This is a genomic window from Solwaraspora sp. WMMA2080 (assembly GCF_027497395.1).
Taxonomy (GTDB): Bacteria; Actinomycetota; Actinomycetes; order Mycobacteriales; family Micromonosporaceae; genus Micromonospora_E.
In genome coordinates this window covers 2,239,780-2,258,643 of sequence record NZ_CP114910.1, presented here as the reverse complement: position 1 = coordinate 2,258,643, position 18,864 = coordinate 2,239,780, and the positions used below count along the sequence as shown (strand labels likewise).

The window sequence follows — 18,864 nt, the reverse complement described above, 5'->3', positions numbered from 1 at the left end:
GTCGGGCTGATGACGGCACCGCCCGGGCAGGGTGATCATCTAGCGATGACCACCGCTGAGGTGTACGCCGACTTCGCCCGCCGGCAGGCGTCCGGGGTGTCGCCCAGCTACGAACGGCTGGCGTACGCGGTCGCCCGCGACGACGATCTCTTGGCGCTGCTCGACTCGTTGCCGCCGCCGACCCGGCAGCCGAATCTGCTGTTCGGGGTGGTCCGGCTGCTCGGCGGGCCGGTCGACGACCCGGCCGCGTTCCACGACTTCACCATGGCGCACTGGCCGGAGGTCGAGGCGCAGATGCGTCGCCGCCTCACCCAGACCAACGAGGCCGGGCGGTGTGCCGTACTGCTGCCGGTGCTGGCGGCGTTGCCGCAGCCGCTGGCGCTTCTCGAAGTCGGCGCGTCGGCGGGCCTGTGTCTCTACCCGGACCGGTACGCCTACCGCTACGACGGCGGCCCGACCGTGGGGCAGGGCGAGCCGTTGCTCGACTGCGCGACGACCGGCTTGACGCCGCCGCGTACCCGGCCGGAGGTGGTGTGGCGGGCCGGGCTGGACCTGACTCCGCTGGACGTCACCGACGCCGACGACGTCGCCTGGCTGGACGCGTTGATCTGGCCGGAGCAGGAGCATCGGCGGGCCCGGCTGGCGGCCGCGGCGGGCGTCGCGGCGACCGATCCGCCGCTGCTGGTCCGGGGTGATCTGGTCGACGACCTGCCGGCGTTGGCCGCGTCGGCACCGCCGGACGCGACGCTGGTGGTGTTCCACACCGCAGTGCTCTACCACGTGCCGGCTCCGCGCCGGTCGGTCTTCGTCGACCTGGTACACGGCCTGCCCGGCCACTGGGTGGCGAACGAGGGGCCGGACATCCTGCGCCACGGCGCGCTGCCGCCGCCACCGGACGACACCCTGCACAACGTGCTCGCCCTGGACGGCCGGCCACTGGCCTGGACCCGACCGCATGGCCAGGGGATTGTCTGGTTCGGCTGATCGCCGACCCGGGCGGCGGCCGTTTCACAGGTGGGCGGCTCGCGCGTCGCGGGTTGTCGCCGGCCGGGTTGTCGGCAGCGCGTGGGACAGGAAGTCCCGGATGCGGCCGACCACGGTGTCCAGGTGGCTTTCCAGCAGGAAGTGACCGCCGCCGGGCACCAGGTGGATCTCGGCGTCCGGAAGGTCCCGCGCGAAGGCACGCGCCCCGTCCGGCCCGAAGATCAGATCCTCGGCCCCCCAAACGGCCAGTAGCGGCACCTGACTGCGCCGAAAGTACGCGTGCAGCTTCGGGTACAGCGGAGGGTTGGTGGCGTAGTCGCGGAAAAGCGCCAGCTGTGCCAGGTCGTTGCCGGGGCGGCTGATGTCGCGGTGGTCGTACGTCCAGGTGTCGGGGTCGACAAGGTCGGGGCGGTCCACGCCGTGCAGGTACTGCCAGCGGATGGCGTCCAGACCGAGGGCGGTGCGCACCGCCGGCTCCGTGTCCGGTCCCGGATCGTCGGCGTACGCCCACACGGGTGTCCAGAAGTCGGGGACGAAGCCGTCGTCGTACCCGTTGCCGTTCTGGCTGATGACCGCGGTGATCATCTCGGGGGCGCTGAGGGCGAGTCGCCATCCGATCGGAGCGCCGTAGTCCTGCACGTAGATGGCGCAGCGGGTGACACCGAGCTCGGCCAGGAACGCTTCGGTGACGTCGGTGAGCGCGTCGAACGTGTACGGGAACGTGTCGGCGGGCGGGGCGTCGGAGTGGCCGAAGCCGATGTGGTCGGGGGCGATGACGTGGAACCGGTCGGCGAGTCGCGGGATCAGCCGGCGGAACATACGTGAGCTGGTGGGGTACCCGTGCAGGAGCAGCAGCGTCGGCGCGTCGTGGGGGCCGGCCTGTCGGTAGAAGACGCGGTGCCCTCGCACGGTGGCGTACCGGTGATGAACTTCGACCATCTCTAACCCTCTCGGAACTTCGTGGTGGTTATCTGGATTCAAGTGGACCCGATCTGCGATAACCTGTCAAGCGCGGCGAGAGGGTTAGTGGCGAGGGTGGGTGAGGTCACCGTGATCGACGAGCAGGCGCTGATCGAGGCGCTGAACAGCACACCCGTGGTGGACGGCCGGCCACAGGACCGGTGGGCCGACGACACCGCACTGCGGCAGTGGGCACACCGGCACGGAGGCTCCGGCGACCCGGCAACGACCACCTGGCTGCGGACCGCCAGAGACGCGCTGCAGACCGCCACCCGCGGTGCCGTGCCCGAAGCGGACCTGCGGCGGATCCTCGCCGGCGTCCAGCAGCTGCCCGAGGTCGACGCGTCGGGCCTGCGCTGGCGCCTGTGTGGGCCCCCCGACCGGATGCTCGCCGTGCAGCTGGTGCTCGCCTGGTTCGACGTACAGGCCCGGCTACCCGGCCGACTGCGGCCCTGCGACAACACCGAGTGCCGCCTGTTCCACCTGGACCGCAGCCGTGCCAACACCGCCCGCTGGTGCTCGATGAAGACCTGCGGCAACCGGCTGAAGGCGCGCCGACACCAACAACGCGCCCGCCGGGAGCCGGCACCCTGAACAGGGCAGCACGGTCCACCGCACGAACTCAGGATCCGGTTCGTTCGCCCATCGTTTCCAGCCTGGGGGCGCACCTGATCTGGCGGCTCGTCGTCGATGCCACCGCGACGACGGCCAGCCACGCCGCCAGGGCGGCGAAGGTCGGCACCGCGCCCAGGGTCTCCAGCGCTATGCCGCCGAGGAGGGCACCCACGGGGCGGGCACCCCAGCCGATCATTCGGGAGGCGCCGTTGACCCGGCCCTGGAGGCGGTCGGGGGTCAGGGCGTACCGGTAGGCGGCGGTGGTGGTGTTGAAGATCGGGCCCATCAGTGCGCCGACCGTGTAGACCGCCCCCAGCGTGAACACGGTCGGGGCCAGGGCCAACGCCGCCATCTGCGCGACCCACCACCAGAGCGCGCCGATCAGGACCACGTTCGGGGAGACGAGGCGTTGTACCGGCGGGGCCACCAGGGCACCGGCGATCGCGCCCACGCCGAAGAGCCCGAGCAGCACACCAACGGCGGTCGGGGACGCGCCGAGGTCAGTGGCGCGCACGATGACGGCCAGGCTGAGGGCGCTGAAGGCCAGGTTGCCAGCCGACGCGATCGCCACGAGGGCGCGCAGGAGATGCTGACGCCACAGCCAGCGGACACCCTCGGCGATCTCTGCCAGCAGGGGGCGACGCTGCGCCACCCGCTTCTCCTCCAGGTCCCGCCGAACCGGGGCGACCAGGGCGACGCCCACCACGTACGACACGGCGTCGGCGGCGAACGGCACCGCGTGGCCCAGCCCGAACAGCAGGCCGCCCAACGGGTGGCCGGCCAGGTCGGCACCCTGGTCGCGGGCCTGGTTCTGGGCGATCGCCGTCGGTAGTTGGGGTTTGGGTACCACGTGTGGCAGGGCGGCGGTCTCGGCGAGCAGGAAGAAGACGTACAGCGTGCCCTCGACGAAGGCCACGACCATGAGGTGACCGATCGTGACCCGTCCGAGCGCGACGGCCACCGCGACCGATGCCAGGGCCACCGCCCGGCCGGCGTCGGCGACGAGCATGATCCGTTTGCGGGGCCAGCGGTCGACCAGGGCACCCGCCGGCAGGAACCAGATCAGGAACGGGGCCGCCTGCGCGGCCGCCACCAGCCCGGCCTGCGCCGGTGAGCCGGTGACGGCCAGCACGAGCAGCGGGTACGCGAGGCCGCTGATCCGGGTGCCGAGCGTCGATACGACCTGGCCGGTCCACAGTAGGAGGAAGTCACGGTTTCGCCAGAGGGAGACCGGCACCGGACCAGTCTGGCAACCGGCCGAGGTTGGGCACAACCAAGATCATTTGATGTTCTGCTGGGATCGTGTCGGCGTGTCGGCCGGCTTTTCATCAAGTGATCATGGCTGGCCGGGCTGGTGCAGCCAGACCCGCAGGGCGCCGATCGGGGCGAAGCCGTGTGCTCGGGCGCGGGCGAGGTCGTCGCCCTGCTCGTAGCCGACCAGCGGCAGCCCCGGGGAAGTGGAGGGCTGCCTCGGTGATGGCGGTCGCCCGGATATCGGACTGTTCGCCGCTGTCAGCGGCGAACAGGTTGGACAGACCGACGACGTCGCCGTCACAGGTCAGGACGAAGCCGCCGGCGCGCCTGCCGGAACTATCAGACGCCCCAGTCCCGCCGGAGCACCGCCGCCTGTCCGCAGAACCGACCTGACCGCCCGTCGCGCTGGCCGGGCAAGCGCTACGCGCACACGGTTGCTCCGGTGCCGGTGCCAGCCGATCGCAAAGATCAGATGACGTAAATTCGGGTGACATGCCGAGGAACTCCCGCATTCTCGTCAGCTGATCTTGTGGCTGCGTCGGCTCCCTGGTGATGAGTATTCGTGTCCGTACCCCCGTCATACCTGCGACGGGCCACGACGAGCGGAACGACGACCTGATAGGTGTGGAGACGCGGCTGATGGCAGCAAGCCGACCGGATGCTCGGGTCGTTCGAGGACGCCGAGGACACGGACACGGTGCAGGAGACGTTCCTGCGGGCCTGGTGGCGTCGGGAAGAATGCTGAGTGGTGTCCCGGAGCCCGGTCGCACTGGGTCTTGCATCAGCGCAATGCGTCTGCGCTGCGTTCGCACCACTCGCGGAACGTCCCTGGCGCCCGGCCCGTGAGGTTCCGCACATCGTCGGTCACGTAGGCGGCGCGACCCTTCGGAACACCGTGTTCAGATATTCCAATGCCTGCGCCTGCTCGGCGGGCACACCCTTGGCGATCTGCGCCCGGGCAAACTCTCTAGTAGGGCAGCCGTACTTCGTGACCTGACCGGTGCGGTGGGGTATGGACGGACAGGATGTGCGGCGACGGAGACGGCCACCGCATGATCGTCCGGTGTTGTGTGGACAACGAAGGATCACGAGGTGGCCGCAGCGGCCATGGTAGAGGCCGGTCGGGTCGAGGAGAACCTCGCCACGCTGATGGGAGACCTCGGCGCGTGTTTCGCCCGGGTCGAACCACTACGGCAGGCCGGCAAGTACGTCCGTGGCCTGATCGCCGACCTGCCACGCAAGAACTGCTGGACCCTGGCCGAACACGCCGGGGACACCACCCCCGACCGGATGCAACGGCTACTCGAACGCGCGGTCTGGGACACCGACAAGGCGATGGGTGAGGTGCCCCGAGGATTCCGGACAGGGAGCCAATAAGGTTACCCTGTAAGGAAAGTCGAGGGAAGAAGCGCGATGGCACGCATAAGCTCATACACCCCAGAGTTCCGTGAAGAAGCAGTGCAACTCGTTCTACAGTCGAACAAGCCAGTGTCGCAGGTTGCCCGGGAGATCGACGTTCACCCGGAGACGCTGCGTTCCTGGGTCCGCCAGTACCGGCGGGAAAACAGCGGCGCCCAGGACAGCCCACAGATCGGCGTCGACGAGCGCGCTCGACTGAAGGAACTCGAACGTCGCAACCGGGAACTCGAAATGGAGAACAGCTTCCTGAAAAAAGCCGCGGCGCACTTCGCGAAGGACCCTCGGTAACGAGCTTGTACGAGTTCATCGAGACGATGCGACTCGACACCGCGAAGTACGCCTACCCCGTCGACTTCATGTGCGAACAACTCGGCGTGTCCAGGTCCGGGTACTACGAATGGCGAACCCGCCCCGACTCCGCGACCGCCACCCGCCGCGCCCACCTTCGATCGGCCATCGAGGAGGTGTTCGCCGCGTCCGACGGCACCTACGGGCATCGACGTGTCCACGCGCAACTGCGGCGCCAGGGCGTGTCCGCCGGGCCGGAACTCGTCCGCCAGCTGATGCGCGAGCTCGGGCTCGTGCCGTGCCAGCCCCGCCCGAGGCGGTGGGGTCTCACCCAGTCGTCGTCCGGCACGGTGCCTGACCTCGTCGGCCGGGAGTTCACCGCCGACGCGCCTGGCGAGAAGCTCGTCGGCGACATCACGTACATCCCGACCGGCGAGGGGTGGCTGTATCTGGCGACCGTCATCGACTGCTGCACGAAGGAAGTCATCGGATACGCGATGGACGACCACTACCAGACGCCGTTGATATCCCGCGCCATCCGTAACGCCGCCCGGAATCGCGAACTCAGGAAGAACGCCATCTTTCATTCGGACCGGGGCAGCAACTACATGTCGGACGACTACGGCAGAACGCTTCGGGATCTGAGGTTGCGGCGATCTGCTGGCCGGACCGGAACTTGTTTCGACAATGCGATGGCGGAATCGTTCTTCGGTGCGCTGAAGAACGAACGCGTGTCGCGTGTGAAGTATCCCACTCGTGAGGCGGCGCGCCGGGACGTTACTGCCTACATCGAATTCTGGTACAATCGTCAGCGTCTGCATTCAGCGGTGGGCTACCGACCTCCCCGGGAAGTCCACGCAGAGTTCGAGAACCTTCAAATCGCGGCGTGAAAGAACCGGCCGAACCACTGTCCGGAAAACGCGAGGCCCCTCAGGGCGTGGTCCGTGACTTCGCCGTGGCACGCCTGGCCGACCCGGACGGCGACAACACGCTGATCTTCGACGAGAGCGGGGTGGAGAAGACCGGCACCGGCACGTGCGGCGTGACCCGCCAGTACGTGGGCTGCGCGGGAAAGGTCACCAACGCCGTCAACCTGGTCAACGCCACCTACGCCACCCGCGCCGGCCACGCCCTGGTCGGCTCCCGCCTGTGGATCCCCGCCGCCGACCTCGACGACGACGCCCGCCGCGCCGCCACCGGCGTCCCCGCCGACACCGAGTTCGCGACCAAACCCCGACTCGCCGCCGACCTGCTCACCGAGACACTCGACGCCGGCGTACCGGTGCGGTGGTGCACCGCCGACGCCGTCTACGGCCGGGACCGGCGGCTACGCGACACCTGCGAGACCCGGGGAATCGGCTACAGCCTCGGCGTGCCGTGCTCGTTCCGGATCACCCTGCCCGGCTGGAAGACGAAGATCCGCGCCGACACCGCTGTCACCGCCCTGACCACCGACACCGCCTGGCAGACCATGTCCTGCGGGGCGGGTTCCAAAGGCGACCGCTGGTACGCGTGGGCGTGGATCGCCACCGCCAGCCCTCGCCACTACCTGCTCGTGCGCCGGAGCCTGGCTGACCCCGACGACCTGGCCTACTTCTACTGCTGGATACCGGAGCGTCTTCCGGCGACCCTGACCGCGTTGGTGAGGGTGACCGGCCGGCGGTGGACGATCGAGGAGGACCACGGGTTCGGCAAGGACCACTTCGGGTTCGACCAGTTCCAGAACCGGCTCCACACCCCGATCATGCGGCACATAGTGCTGGTCATGGCCGCGCTCGCCGTCTGCGCGGTCACCGCCGCCGACGCCGCGGCCGGGACCACGCCACCGCCCCGACCCACCCACCCCAGCGAACCACCACCGGCCGACCTCGGACTCATCCGGCTGACCGTTGTCGAGATCAAGAGGCTGTACAACCTCGCTACCAGAGCCTGGCACAGCCTCGAACACCATCTCCGCTGGTCCTGGTGGCGCCGCCGCCATCAAGCCCGCGCCCGCTGGTACCACTACCGATCCAGACTCACATGATCAAGTCACGAAGTACGGCTGCCCTACTAGGAGTGACTTCCTGGAAGTCGATCATCTGACCGGTCACCGCGGCGATTATCGCCACCTGCTCACGAGAAGTGAGTGCTTCTGGCCCGGTCAGGGTGTAGCCCTTGCCGACGTGCCCGACTTCGGTGAGCACGATGGCGGCGCAGCGGGCCACGTCCTCGGGGTCGATGACCGCCAGACGGCCCTCCCCGGTAGGGTCGACGACCTTGCCAGCGCGGATGCCGTCCAGCCACCACAGGGCATTGGACGCGAAGCCGTTGGGGCGCAGGTAGGTGACGCCCAGCCCGGACTCGCGCATCAGGTCCTCGCGCGCCGCAAGGGCTCCGCCGATGACGAAATTGTCGCTGATCGGCATCAGCCGTGCACCGACCGAGGACAGCAGGACAATCCTGGTGTTGCCGGCGTTGCGTACGGCATCGATCATGACCTTGGTCTGGTCGGTTCCGCTGCCCACCTGCATGAGGAAGACGGCGTCCACGCCCTTGACGGCGTTGGCCACGTCGTCGGGGTTGTCGAGATCGCCGACGGCGCGCTCGATCTCGGCCGGCAGGTCGGCTGCCCGGGCAGGGTCGCGCACCAGGACTCGGACCGGGTGACCCTGTTCGTGCAGCTGCCGTGCAAGCGGGTTGCCGACGTTGCCTGTCGCTCCGGTGATGAGATACATGTCCGCTCCTTCCGTGGTGGTGTGATCACCAGGGCAGTTCGCCGTCGCGATCGGCGAAGGTGCCGCTGGGGCCGTCAGGTGTGCCAGGAATCGACCTTGGCACCGGTTCCGGGCGGCATCCTGGCCCACTTCGGGCCACCCACGCATCGATTGAAGGCCGGGCAGAAGGCCGACAATGGAGTGATGCACGACGTGCCCAACTTCGCGGCGGTGCTCCGCTCCTGGCGCACCCGCCTGCAGCCGGCAGACGTGGGCCTGCCCTTCAGGTCAGGCACGCGCAGGACGGCAGGATTGCGCCGCGAGGAGGTCGCCTGGCTTGCTGGCATCTCACCGGACTACGTCAAACGCCTCGAACAGTGCCGCGCGCATCCCAGCGTCGCCATCGTGCGCGCGCTAGCACGCACGCTGCGCCTGTCCGACGCCGAGTACGAACTGGCCTGCCGCCTGGCGGGGCACGCGCCCCAACCGGGCGGACTGGTGCCCCGGCACATCGGCCCCAGCGTGCAGCGCGTGCTCGACCGTCTCGCCGACACCCCGATCGCAGTCTTCGACGCGGCCTGGAACCTCATCCAGCACAATGATGTGTGGGCCGCGCTGACCGGCGACGACTGGCACGACCGCGACCTCCGGTCGGCGAACATCGTGTGGCGAACCTTCCACGACGACACGGGACGCGTGCGGCATCCGGATCCGCAGGCGCACAAGGCGTCACTCGTGGCCGACCTGCGCGACGTGGCGACGCGTTACCCTGCCGACCGCGAACTGAAGGACATGATCGGCACGCTGCGGGCATCGAGCCCCGAATTCGCGCGACTGTGGGAAGGCTCCGCCGTCGCGCACCACAGGAGCGAACGAAAGACCGTCGACAATCCGCACGTCGGCGAAGTCGAACTCGACTGCGATGTGCTGTCGGCGCACGGCGCCGACCTGCGCATCGTCGTCTACGCAGCGGCGCCTGGCAGCGAAGCGGCAGACAAGCTGCGACTGTTGACCGTCCTCGGCACCGAGACCATGACCCGTCGCTACTGATTTGCTCCCACTGCAGGACGTCTGGCGTGGCACCCGACAGCATCGTGCTGATCGACGGATTCTGGACCAGCCTATGCAGATGGGAAGCCGACTCAAGATCAGATGACGTAGAACCGTACGACACGCCGGTGCAGGCCAGTATTTACGTCATCTGCTCTTGAACTTCGGTTAGGTGTGCGGCCACAGTGTCTCTACCGCTGGATCGGTTGGCGGGTTGGGACACGTCCGGTCGACGTGGGCGGCGGTCCGTTGATCCTCTGTTGAATGCGGAGGCGTTGTCCTGGTGGCTGTTCAGCGGAGGCGTGATCAATCGGTGGCGCGGAACGCTTCGGCAACTACGCCCCATCGAAATCTATCGCTTCCAAGCGTGGGTTTGAGAGCTTCGTCCTCGGTGAACTGGACGCCGAGGTGTGACAGGGTCCGGACGGATGCTCGGTAGGCGGGATGCTGGGTGAGGGCCGGCTTTGCGTACGGTGAGACGACTATCGGAAGCCCGGTGCCAAGGGCCTCGTTGAGTACACCCAGCGCCAAGTTGTCGCTGATTCCGCTGGCCCACTTGTTGATCGTGTTGAAGGACGCCGGTGCCACCACGACGGCGTCGGCGCGCGGCAGTGTTCCGGGCTCGTCAGGGGCGCGAAGTCGGGACGCGACCGGAAACCCGGTCTGGGATGCGAGCCTGTCCGTGTCGATCCAGGTCGCCGCAGTAGGCGTGACGATCAGGCACACCGACCATCCGTCGGCCTGCAACAGGGCGACGCACTCGTCGATGTTGTGAATCGGCGGAGCGGCGGAGGAAACCAGGTACAGCGTCGGTTTGCCGGTGCCAGTCATGATCAGTTGGCATCGATCCTGGCGCGCACTGCCAAGGCGCGCAGGCTGGGTGTGGCGGCGCGACGTTCCCGGGCCAGCATGGCGGTGACCAGCGTGCGGGTCTGATCGTGCACCTGGAAGATCTGAGGTGCGGTGCGCTCGGCCGCCAGAAGGTGAAGCAGAGCTGACGGGTCGCCGCCCGGCTGCGTGGTGAACGCCGCAGCCAGGTCCAGGTGGACCTGAGCCCGTCGAAGCGGAGTGACGATGAACGAGCAGCGCCGCCAGATTCTGGAGATGCTGGCCGAAGGCAAGATCACCGCTGAGGAGGCCGAGCGGCTGATCGACGCCCTCGACCGAGAGCAGCCTGATGCGACGCCGGGGGGCGCATCCGGCCCGAAGGCCCGGCCGAAGTATCTGCGGGTGATGGCGGACTTCGCCGACGGACCCAGCGGCGACGAGCCGGGCCGGGTCAACGTCCGGGTCCCGTTGCAGCTGCTGCGCGCCGGGGTCCGGCTCACCAGCCTGATCCCGCCACAGGCGCTGACCCACGTCAACGCGGAGCTGGCCAAGTCGGGTGTGCCGATCGACCTGACCCAGCTCAAGCCGCAGCACATCGAGGAGCTGGTCGAGCAGCTCGACGATCTCACAGTCGACGTCGACCAGCCCGACGTCAAGGTGAAGGTCTTCTGCGAGTGACATCGCGACAGCTGCGGATGCCCGCCCGGACCACGGGGTCGGGCGGGCATCCGGGGGTCACCGCACCGTCGCCAGCATGACCGCCTGGTCGTCGCGTTCGGCGCCCCGGGCGCGACGGACCAGCCGGCACACCTCGCGCAGCCCGGCCGCCCGGGTGCAGCACCCGGGCGGCCTCGGCGAAGACGCGGCCCTGACCGGCCGGTGGCGCGTGGATCGTCGAGTACCACAGCAGTACACCCGCGAACCGGGAGTCCGGGAACGGAAGGTCGGCCAGCGAGCCGACGGCGAACGGCAGCCCTCGGTGGTCGCGGCGGGCCATGGCGATCATGCCTGGTGACAGGTCGACCCCGACCACTCGACAGTCCCGGTCGGCGAGATACCGGCTCATCCGACCCGCACCGCAGCCCGCGTCGAGCACCAGCGGGTCGACGCTGGAGCGGACCGCCTCGGCGAAGGTGTCGATCATGGCGAGATCCAGCGGTGCCTCAACGCGGGTGTCCGGCATGCGGGCCGCGTAGTCGCCGGCCACGGTGTCGTAGGCGACCCGGACCCCCCGCAAGTCGGGCCGGGCAGGTGAGGCGGACACTGGCGCGGTCAGGCCGTGCCGGCGAGGTACGCGGCGCGACGCTGCGGCTCGAACTTCTCGATCGCGTACCGCAGCATCACCCTCGGCATGTCGCGTTGGTGCCGGGTCAGGAACGTCTCGGCCACCGTACGGTCGCGGTTGCCGACCTCGCGCAGCATCCAGCCGACGGCCTTGTGGATTAGGTCGTGCGGGTCGTGCAGCAGCCGCTCGGCCAGCCGCAACGTCCAGTCGAAGTCCCCGACCCGGATGAAGGCGAACGTCGCGATGATCGCGATCCGCCGGTCCCAGACCAGCTCGGAGGCGGCCAGCCGGTCCAGCACCGTCCGGTCGGTGCCCAACAGCCACGGCCCGACGATGTACGGGGCGCACGAGTCGACCAGGTCCCAGTTGTCGATCCGGTCGGTGTGGGCCAGCACGGTGTCGAAGATGGCGGCCCGCTGCCGCTGCCTGCCCTTGTCGAACATCCGCACCAGGATGAAGATCGCCGTCAGCCGCTCCTCGTGTACCTCGCTGGTCAGCAGCAGGGTCGTCTCGGCCAACGACAGGTCACGCCAGTATCGACCGGCCACCCGGCGCTGGTCCGGCACCGGTACGCCGATCGTCCGGTCGCCCTCGCCGTACCCGCCGGGTCGGATCTGCAGGAACCGGCGTGCCTGCTCCGCGCGACGCGGGTCGGCGAGGGCGGCGAGCGCCCGGCGGACATCGTCACAGGTGGCCATCGACCGCCGAATCTACGCCTGCCACCGATCGGCACGTCGAGTCGCCCGGCGGACGTGTCCCCCGTGCGAGCTACCGGTAAGTGTCCACTGCGGGGTGAAGTGGGCTGTCCGTCGCAGCCATAGCGTTTTCGTCGTAGCCGCGGCACCCAGGTCGCGGCCTGGTGAAGGGAATCCTCGTGCGTCTGGTGAAACAGTTGGTGGCCGTCGGGGCAGTCGCCTTCGTCGGTGGCGGCAGCGCCGCTGCATTACAGGACAACGCCTGGCTCACCTTGCTCATCGGTGTCGTGACCTGCGTCGCCGTCGTCCTTGTCTACCGGTGGGTGGTGCGGCGCACCGAACAGCGCGCCCCCGTCGAGGTGGCTGCTTCCGGGGCAGTCGTCAGAACTGCCGTGGGGGTGCTGATCGGGGCCGGGATGTTCGGCGCCGTCATTGCCAACATCGCCCTCCTCGGCGGCTACCACGTGCACGGCCTGGGCTCGGTGAGCGGCGCCGCCGACCTGCTCGGTCTCATGGCGGCCGCCTCGGTGACGGAGGAGCTACTCTTCCGTGGCGTGTTGTTCCGGATCGTCGAGGAACGACTCGGCACCTGGTTCACCTTGGTGCTGACCGGGGTGCTGTTCGGTCTGTTCCATCTGGGCAATCCGGACGCCGGGCTGTGGGGCGCGGTCGCCATCGTGATCTCGGCCGGCTTCATGCTCGCCGCCTGCTATGCGGCCACCCGGAATCTGTGGGTGCCGATCGGGTTGCACTTTGGCTGGAACTTCGTCGCAGCCGGCATTTTCGGCACGGTGGTCTCCGGCAACGGAGAGCCGCATGGGCTGCTGGAAGCGACGACGTCGGGTCCGGATCTGCTGACCGGTGGCGATTTCGGGCCCGAGGGCAGCCTCTACACGGTCGGCGCCGGGGTGGCGCTGACCGTGTTCTTTCTGTGGCTCGCGCGTCGCCGCGGTCACATCGTCCCGTGTCGGGCCAGGACGAACGCTACAGTCGCCCGGTGATCGATCTCCGGGGCCTGCCGGAGCTGTGGCGGCGGTCCGACGTCGTGGTCCGAGATCTGCCGCTCGCGCTGCTGCTCGTGGTCGCGTCGCTGGTGCCCGCGCTGCACAGTCGTGGAACACAGCTCGGTGACCTGCCCAGTCGCCCGTTCGACGGGCTGACCGGCGTGGTGCTGGCGCTGGAGTGTCTGCCGCTCGTGGTGCGACGGCGCCTGCCGGCCCTCTGCCTCGGTCTGGTGGCGCTCGGCTTCGCGATCGATCAGCTGCGCTTCTACCACACGGTTGCCGGTATGGCCCTGCCGATCGCACTGCTGAGCGCGGGGCTGCACCTGGGCCGCCACCGACGCACAACTGTCGCGGTGGCCACGGTGGGGTACGTGGTGCTGGCCGTCGCGTTGCACCGGCACGGCTCGACCGAGGGAGTGATCGGGTTCGGGACCTTCTACCTGGCGTTGGCCTTCGCCTGGGGCGTCGGGTCGTGGCTGCGGATGTCGCGGGCCGCCGAGGCGGATCACCGGCGGCATGTCGCGGAGCGTACCCGGGCTGCGGAGCGTACCCGGATCGCCAGGGAGTTGCACGACGTGGTGACGCATCACGTGACCGCGATGGTGGTGCAGGCTGAGGCGGCACGATATCTGACCGCTGCCCCGGAGCGTCTCGACGAGAGCCTGACCGCGATCACCGACACCGGCCGGCGAGCCGTCGGGGACCTGCGGCACCTGCTTGACCTGCTCAATCCGGATCACGGAACCGGGGCGCGCACGTCGGCGGACGGCGACACCGGTCCGAACAGTTCCGTTGGCCCGCTCTACTCGCTCGCCTCGCTCGTTGAACAAACCCGGCAAGGCGGGCAGCCGGTGGAGTTCACGCAGCAGGGCAGGCCACCCGAGGTGGCCGGAAGCGCCGAGGCCGCAGCGTACCGGGTCGTCCAGGAGTCGTTGACGAACGCCTTGAAACACGACCACGGCGGCCGAACCGTGGTCCAGGTGCGCTACGACGTGCGGGAGGTCACTGTGGAAGTTCACACCGACGGCACAGGGTCGAACGCCGCGTCACCGGGTGGCAGCGGGCGTGGCCTCGCCGGTCTCCGTGAGCGGGTGGGTGCGCTCGGCGGAAAGTTCAGCGCCGGACGGCGGCCCGGCGGCGGGTTCGTGGTCCGCGCCCGGATCCCCGCAGGGGATCCGTCATGACGGTGCCGCTGCGGGTCCTGGTCTGCGACGACCAGGCGTTGGTCCGTACCGGGTTCGCCACGATCATCGGCGCGCAGCCCGACCTGCAGGTGGTGGGGGAGTGCGGCGACGGGCAGACGGCGGTTGACCTGGCTGGCCGGCTGCGCCCGGACGTGGTGGTGATGGACGTGCGGATGCCGGTCCTGAACGGCATCGCCGCCACCCGCATGCTGGCGGGCGCGGGGGTGGCGGCGCCGGTCAAAGTGCTCGTGGTGACCACGTTCAACCTCGACGAGTACGTGTACGAGGCGCTGCGCGCCGGGGCGAGCGGATTTCTGCTCAAGGACGCGCCCCCGGCCCAGCTGCTCCAGGGCATCCGCACGGTCGCCTCCGGCGCGGCGCTGCTCGCTCCGGAGGTGACCCGCGGTCTGGTGGGCCGGTACGCGGAACGGGTCCGCCCGGTCGCTGACCCGTCGGGTGAGGTCCCGCTGGCCCCGCGCGAACTGGAGGTGCTGCGGCTGATGGCCGACGGCCTGTCGAACAGCGAGATCGCCGCGGCCATGGTGATCAGCCAGGAGACCGTCAAGACGTACGTCTCGCGCATTCTTACCAAGCTGGATTTGCGTGACCGCGTCCAAGCAGTGATCTACGCCTATCGTCGTGGCCTGGTGGCCTGACGCAGGTCGGCACGGAGTCTCCTAGCCGGCTGCTAGCCGGCTGGCGGCCGGTCAGTTGCTGTCGAGGAGTTCGGCGAGTCGGGCCGCGTCGGCCGGCCGGCCGGGGGCGGTGAACATGCCGTCCGGGTCGAGGTAGGCGTGGTGGGCCGGCGTACCAGGGCCGAACCGGCGGTTGTCGGCGAGGGCGCCCGCGTCGTGGACGTCGTAGCCGATTGTGTCGATGAGGGCGGCGACGGTGGCCTTCGCGTTGTGGTCGTCACCGGCGATGGCGATGGCGCTGCGGTCGGCGGCGCCGGCGGGCCGGCCGAGCGTGGCCAGGTGTTTGAAGAAGATGTTGCTGAACGCCTTGACGACGAACGACTCGGGCAGGTGGGCCTGGAGCAGTTCGCCGGTGGTGGTCCGGCCGGCGTCGAGTTCGGGGAAGTGGCCGTCGCGTTCCGGGTAGTAGTTCATGGTGTCGATGACGACCGTGCCGCGCAGCGGCGCGATGGGGGACATCGAGGTAGGCCTTGAATGGGGTCGTCACCACGACGACGTCCCCGGCGCGGGCGGCCTCGCCGGGCGTGGCGGCGCGCGCCTGCGGTCCGAGCTGGGTGACCAGGTCCCGCAGGGTGTCCGGTCCCCCCGATCCGGGCGAGCCGGTCCGGCCACGACTCGGTGAAGCCGTGCCGGGCCTGGGCGCGGTCACCGACGATGGTGAAACTGCGCGACGGGCAGCGGCGCAGCAGCATCTGCCACTGCGCGTCGGTCAACTCCTGCGCCTCGTCGACCACGATGTGCGCGAACGGGCCGGCCAACGCGTCCGGGTCGGCGTCCGGCCCGGCCGTCTCGTCGATCAGCGTTTCCTGCAGATCCTGGTGGCGCAGCATCGCCAGGACGCCTTCGCCGTCGTCGTAGCTGTGCGCGTCGAGTAGGTCGTCGATCACCCGGGCCCGGTGGACCCGTTCGACGGCCACCGCCGCCCGGTGCCGCCGCTCGCGGTCGGACGCCTGCGCGTCACCGAGACGCAGCCGGGCCGCGTCCAGCAGCGGCAGGTCTTCGACTGTCCAGGCCCGAGGGTCGGCGCGTTGCAGCGTACGGATCTCGGCCGGGTCGAGCCACGGCGCGCACCGGCGCAGGTAGGCCGGGACCGACCACAGGTCGGCGACGATGTCGGCCGGGTCGAGCAGCGGCCAGGCCCGGTTGACCGCCGTACGCAGCGACCGGTTCTGGTCCAGTGCGGCGCGGACCTGGTCTTCCGGCTCGTCGCCGTCGTAGCGACCGACCAGAATGGTCAGCAGTTCGTCCATGATCTGCTCGCGGGCCTCGTTGTGCGGCACACCCGGCCCGGGTGCGGCGAACGCGTCGGCCCAGTCGCCGGGAGTGATGGTCAGCTCGGTCCAACCGGTGGCCACCGTCGTCGCGGTCTGCGGCGGCTCCTCGTAGAACCGGACGGCCGCCTCGACCGCCGCCTCCCACCGCGCCGACGACTTCAGCCGGGCCACCTCAGGGTCGGGTTCGGCCGCTGCGCCTGCACCCTCGGCGACCAGGCCGGCCAGGGTGCAGGTCTGCACGTCGTCCTCGCCGAGGTTGGGCAGGACGTCGGCGACGTACGCCAGATAGGGCTGGTGCGGTCCGACGAACAGCACCCCGCCGCGACGCTGGCCGAGTCGGGGGTCGTGGTAGCGCAGGTATGCGGTGCGGTGCAGGGCGACGACGGTCTTGCCCGGTCCCCGGTTCTAGCACATAGTTGGTGCATGGGCATTGATACTCCTCCAACGGTTGTGGATCTGTACCTTCGCTTGTCTGACCTGCGGGTCGAGGACTTGAACAGCGATGGTGAGAGCAAGGGGCTCGTGGAACACGAGCGGTTGTTGCGGGACCGTGCGGGTCAGCTCGGGTGGACGGTCGGTGAGGTCATTGTCGAGAACGACATGGCTAACGGCAAGCCTAAACCGGCGTCGGCGTTCAAACGGCGCAAGATCCGGCTGCCGGACGGGTCGACGGTGTTGCGGGTGATCCGGCCGGGGTTCACCCGGTTGTTGGACCGGGTGCGGCACCGCCGGTCGCAGGCGGTGTTGGCGGTGGACCTGGACCGGGCGGTGCGTGATCCTCGGGATCTGGAGGACATGATCGATGCTGTTCAGGAGACGGGTGCGAACGCGCAGTCGTTGTCGGGGTCGTTGCGGTTCACCGACGGTGGCACGGACTCGGAGATCACGCTGGCGAGGGTGATGGTGACGATGGCGAACAAGGCCAGCCGGGACACGGGGCGGCGGGTCCGTGGGGAGCGGTTGCGGCAGGCGATGCACGGTCAGTGGGGTGGGGGTCGGCGTCCGTTCGGGTTCTGCGGCGGTCCGCCGCCGGTCGGCGCTGGTGACCCTGGCCGGTACGTGTGTCCGTGGCACGGTGGCCGGGACTGCCAGAGCGGTGTCACGCGCATCGAGGTGGAGGCGGCGGTGATCGAGGACTGTTCGCAGCGGCTGCTGCAGGGGGCGTCCCTGCGGTCGTTGGCGGCGGAGTTGCGGGCGGGGTCGGTGTCGACGGTGAGTGGTGCGGCGTGGTCGGCTGAGGGGCTGCGGGACATTCTGCTGCGTCCGCGTAACGCCGGGTTCATGGTGTACGGCGGACAGATCCTGGAGGGGGTGGTCGCGCCGTGGAAGCCGATCGTCGATCCGGCGGTGTTCTTCGCCGTGCGGGATCTGTTGACCGATCCGTCCCGGCGGTCCGGGCCGGGGGCGGCGGCGCGGTGGGTGGGGTCGGGGATCTACCGGTGCGGGGTGTGTACCCCGCTGGGTGTGGAAGCGGGGCGTGCGGTGACTGTTCATGTCACCGTCGCGGGGCGTGCGCCTCGGTACACATGCAAGGCGCGCAACCATCTGGCCCGTAATCAGGCGCATGTGGACGCGGCGGTGTTCGCGCATGTGGTGTACGCGTTGACGCATCCGCGTGCGTTCGAGTTGCTGGCCGAGCCGGCCCCGCAGGTCGATGTGGAGGGGTTGCGGGCGCAGCGGGCCGCGATCCAGCAGCGTATGAAGCGGATTCTGGCGGATGAGTTGCGGGGGTTGGAGACCCGCGAGTACGCGCGGGAGGCCCGCCGTGAGGCCGCCGCGATGGTCGCGGAGATCGACGCCCAGTTGCACGCGGGTGTGGGTAGTGATCCGTTGTCGCCGTTGGTGAACGCCCCGGACCCGGTGACGGCGTGGCGGGACGCCCCTCTCGCTGACAAGCGGGTGGTGATCGACCGGCTGATGACGGTCACGATTCTGCCGTCCGGGCGGAAGGGACGCGGGTTCGACCCGACCACGGTGCGCATTGAGCCGAAACATGACCTCGGCACCTTGGCCGCCGTGTAGCCGCTGTGCCCTCTCTGGGCGCGCGCCCGCTATTGAGGTGGGGTGTGGGCTGCGCGTCGTGCGTGGACGCGTCGGCGGGTGGGGTTGGCGTAGGTGGCGACACCTGCGACGAGGATCGTGATGGCGGCGGCCCAGGACCTGGGGTCGGTGTCGTGGCGGGCTGGCCAGTCCAGCGGGGGCAGATCGATGCCGGCACCGGCGGTGACCAGGCCGGTGGTGAGCAGGGTGGTGGGGATGGTCCAGCCCATGGTGGTGTGGAAGAACGTTGTTCCGATCAGGGTGTATCCGAGTAGTCCGAGGTAGTTGCGGATGGCACCGGGTGCGGTGATGGTGCCGGTGACTGGTTGGGCGGCCCAGGCGACGAGCCCGACGCCGACGGCGGCTGCGGCGGTGAGGTAGAACAGGTCGTATCGGTCGACGCGGCGAACGGCGAGGTGTTCCTGCAGTGGCAGGGTGGACCAGATGGCGATGGTCGTGAGGTAGGCGGTGATCGCGGGAAGGACTGCGGCCCATGGCAGTGGGATCGGTGTGGTGGTGCCGATGATCAGGTGCTGGCCGGCGAGTTCCCGGGAGACGGCCGCGACGATGACGAGGGTGAGCAACAGGGGCAC

The 18,864-nt window shown here is 69.4% G+C and carries 17 protein-coding genes and 4 pseudogenes; 11 read left to right on the top strand and 10 right to left on the bottom strand.

The genetic code is table 11. The features are described 5' to 3' along the window. Nucleotides 1-45: 45 nt before the first annotated feature. Complete coding sequence (locus O7543_RS10295; RefSeq protein ID WP_281554033.1) at nucleotides 46-984, top strand: DUF2332 domain-containing protein; 939 nt, start codon at nucleotides 46-48, stop codon at nucleotides 982-984. A gap of 24 nt (nucleotides 985-1,008) precedes the next feature. On the opposite strand, the gene O7543_RS10290 is transcribed toward O7543_RS10295, so the two are convergent. Further along, nucleotides 1,009-1,923: an alpha/beta hydrolase gene (locus O7543_RS10290; RefSeq protein WP_281554034.1), complete on the bottom strand. Its 915-nt coding sequence runs from the start codon at nucleotides 1,921-1,923 to the stop codon at nucleotides 1,009-1,011. Nucleotides 1,924-2,019: 96 nt separating this feature from the next. Between O7543_RS10290 and O7543_RS10285 the strand changes: the two genes are divergently transcribed. Beyond that, nucleotides 2,020-2,538: a CGNR zinc finger domain-containing protein gene (locus O7543_RS10285; RefSeq protein ID WP_281554035.1), complete on the top strand. Its 519-nt coding sequence runs from the start codon at nucleotides 2,020-2,022 to the stop codon at nucleotides 2,536-2,538. Nucleotides 2,539-2,566: 28 nt separating this feature from the next. On the opposite strand, the gene O7543_RS10280 is transcribed toward O7543_RS10285, so the two are convergent. After that, entirely contained in the window at nucleotides 2,567-3,796 is a 1,230-nt protein-coding gene (locus O7543_RS10280; RefSeq protein WP_281554036.1) for an MFS transporter, read from the bottom strand. Between the two features lie 798 nt (nucleotides 3,797-4,594). Next, nucleotides 4,595-4,782: pseudogene (locus O7543_RS30190) on the bottom strand (NmrA family protein); the annotation flags it as partial. Between the two features lie 180 nt (nucleotides 4,783-4,962). On the opposite strand from O7543_RS30190, the pseudogene O7543_RS10275 reads away from it, so the two are divergent. The 3 genes and pseudogenes from O7543_RS10275 to O7543_RS10265 form a co-directional block, all read left to right on the top strand. Then, nucleotides 4,963-5,142: pseudogene (locus tag O7543_RS10275) on the top strand (IS701 family transposase); the annotation flags it as partial. An 84-nt stretch (nucleotides 5,143-5,226) separates the two neighbouring features. Then, a protein-coding gene (locus tag O7543_RS10270) for an IS3 family transposase (RefSeq protein ID WP_281554037.1) occupies nucleotides 5,227-6,410 on the top strand; the annotation gives its coding sequence in 2 pieces (ribosomal slippage) (nucleotides 5,227-5,494 and nucleotides 5,494-6,410; 1,185 coding nt in all). Further along, nucleotides 6,407-7,546 carry an IS701 family transposase gene (locus tag O7543_RS10265; RefSeq protein WP_281554038.1) on the top strand — a complete coding sequence of 380 codons (1,140 nt, stop codon included), beginning with the start codon at nucleotides 6,407-6,409 and terminating at the stop codon, nucleotides 7,544-7,546. The genes O7543_RS10270 and O7543_RS10265 overlap by 4 nt, the downstream gene beginning before the upstream one ends. 28 nt (nucleotides 7,547-7,574) lie before the next feature. Here the strand turns inward: O7543_RS10265 and O7543_RS10260 are convergent. Beyond that, nucleotides 7,575-8,237, bottom strand: a pseudogene (locus O7543_RS10260) (NAD(P)H-binding protein); the annotation flags it as partial. 183 nt (nucleotides 8,238-8,420) lie between these two features. Between O7543_RS10260 and O7543_RS10255 the strand changes: the two are divergent. Further along, nucleotides 8,421-9,266 (top strand): helix-turn-helix domain-containing protein, encoded by an 846-nt coding sequence (locus O7543_RS10255; RefSeq protein WP_281555511.1) that lies wholly within the window; start codon nucleotides 8,421-8,423, stop codon nucleotides 9,264-9,266. A gap of 306 nt (nucleotides 9,267-9,572) precedes the next feature. Here O7543_RS10255 and O7543_RS10250 read toward each other — a convergent pair whose 3' ends face one another. Next, nucleotides 9,573-10,097, bottom strand: coding sequence for a flavoprotein (locus O7543_RS10250; protein ID WP_281554039.1), 525 nt, complete (start codon nucleotides 10,095-10,097; stop codon nucleotides 9,573-9,575). Between the two features lie 243 nt (nucleotides 10,098-10,340). On the opposite strand from O7543_RS10250, the gene O7543_RS10245 reads away from it, so the two are divergent. Continuing rightward, complete coding sequence (locus O7543_RS10245; protein ID WP_281554040.1) at nucleotides 10,341-10,772, top strand: hypothetical protein; 432 nt, start codon at nucleotides 10,341-10,343, stop codon at nucleotides 10,770-10,772. Here O7543_RS10245 and O7543_RS10240 read toward each other — a convergent pair. After that, nucleotides 10,747-11,358 carry a class I SAM-dependent methyltransferase gene (locus O7543_RS10240; RefSeq protein WP_281554041.1) on the bottom strand — a complete coding sequence of 204 codons (612 nt, stop codon included), beginning with the start codon at nucleotides 11,356-11,358 and terminating at the stop codon, nucleotides 10,747-10,749. The two genes, O7543_RS10245 and O7543_RS10240, sit on opposite strands and share 26 nt — an antisense overlap. Before the next feature lie 8 nt (nucleotides 11,359-11,366). Next, nucleotides 11,367-12,077 carry a DNA alkylation repair protein gene (locus tag O7543_RS10235; RefSeq protein ID WP_281554042.1) on the bottom strand — a complete coding sequence of 237 codons (711 nt, stop codon included), beginning with the start codon at nucleotides 12,075-12,077 and terminating at the stop codon, nucleotides 11,367-11,369. Between the two features lie 176 nt (nucleotides 12,078-12,253). Between O7543_RS10235 and O7543_RS10230 the strand changes: the two genes are divergently transcribed. From O7543_RS10230 to O7543_RS10220, 3 genes are read left to right on the top strand one after another with little or no spacing between them, the layout of a single operon-like run. Then, the gene (locus O7543_RS10230) at nucleotides 12,254-13,075 is read left to right on the top strand and encodes a CPBP family intramembrane glutamic endopeptidase (RefSeq protein WP_281555512.1); all 822 of its coding nucleotides are present in this window, start codon (nucleotides 12,254-12,256) and stop codon (nucleotides 13,073-13,075) included. Continuing rightward, the gene (locus O7543_RS10225; RefSeq protein WP_281554043.1) at nucleotides 13,072-14,262 is read left to right on the top strand and encodes a histidine kinase; all 1,191 of its coding nucleotides are present in this window, start codon (nucleotides 13,072-13,074) and stop codon (nucleotides 14,260-14,262) included. The genes O7543_RS10230 and O7543_RS10225 overlap by 4 nt, the downstream gene beginning before the upstream one ends. Next, on the top strand, nucleotides 14,259-14,918 hold the full coding sequence (locus O7543_RS10220) for a response regulator transcription factor (RefSeq protein ID WP_281554044.1): 660 nt from the start codon (nucleotides 14,259-14,261) through the stop codon (nucleotides 14,916-14,918). The genes O7543_RS10225 and O7543_RS10220 overlap by 4 nt, the downstream gene beginning before the upstream one ends. A 51-nt stretch (nucleotides 14,919-14,969) precedes the next feature. Here the strand turns inward: O7543_RS10220 and O7543_RS10215 are convergent, their stop codons facing one another. After that, nucleotides 14,970-15,416, bottom strand: coding sequence for a hypothetical protein (locus tag O7543_RS10215; protein WP_348650091.1), 447 nt, complete (start codon nucleotides 15,414-15,416; stop codon nucleotides 14,970-14,972). A 43-nt stretch (nucleotides 15,417-15,459) separates the two neighbouring features. Further along, nucleotides 15,460-15,606, bottom strand: a pseudogene (locus O7543_RS30185) (hypothetical protein); the annotation flags it as partial. A gap of 1,117 nt (nucleotides 15,607-16,723) precedes the next feature. On the opposite strand from O7543_RS30185, the gene O7543_RS10205 reads away from it, so the two are divergent. Beyond that, the gene (locus O7543_RS10205; RefSeq protein WP_281554046.1) at nucleotides 16,724-18,253 is read left to right on the top strand and encodes a recombinase family protein; all 1,530 of its coding nucleotides are present in this window, start codon (nucleotides 16,724-16,726) and stop codon (nucleotides 18,251-18,253) included. 29 nt (nucleotides 18,254-18,282) lie between these two features. Here the strand turns inward: O7543_RS10205 and O7543_RS10200 are convergent, their stop codons facing one another. Continuing rightward, nucleotides 18,283-18,855, bottom strand: a complete 573-nt coding sequence (locus O7543_RS10200; RefSeq protein WP_281554047.1) for a hypothetical protein — start codon at nucleotides 18,853-18,855, stop codon at nucleotides 18,283-18,285. Nucleotides 18,856-18,864 lie beyond the last annotated feature (9 nt).

Coding starts and splice junctions, on each gene's coding strand:
- O7543_RS10220 (WP_281554044.1), top strand. CDS start 14,259: ATGACGGTGCCGCTGCGGGTCCTGGTCTGCGACGACCAGGCGTTGGTC.
- O7543_RS10295 (WP_281554033.1), top strand. CDS start 46: ATGACCACCGCTGAGGTGTACGCCGACTTCGCCCGCCGGCAGGCGTCC.
- O7543_RS10245 (WP_281554040.1), top strand. CDS start 10,341: ATGAACGAGCAGCGCCGCCAGATTCTGGAGATGCTGGCCGAAGGCAAG.
- O7543_RS10215 (WP_348650091.1), bottom strand. CDS start 15,416: ATGTCCCCCATCGCGCCGCTGCGCGGCACGGTCGTCATCGACACCATG.
- O7543_RS10290 (WP_281554034.1), bottom strand. CDS start 1,923: ATGGTCGAAGTTCATCACCGGTACGCCACCGTGCGAGGGCACCGCGTC.
- O7543_RS10250 (WP_281554039.1), bottom strand. CDS start 10,097: ATGACTGGCACCGGCAAACCGACGCTGTACCTGGTTTCCTCCGCCGCT.
- O7543_RS10255 (WP_281555511.1), top strand. CDS start 8,421: ATGCACGACGTGCCCAACTTCGCGGCGGTGCTCCGCTCCTGGCGCACC.
- O7543_RS10235 (WP_281554042.1), bottom strand. CDS start 12,077: ATGGCCACCTGTGACGATGTCCGCCGGGCGCTCGCCGCCCTCGCCGAC.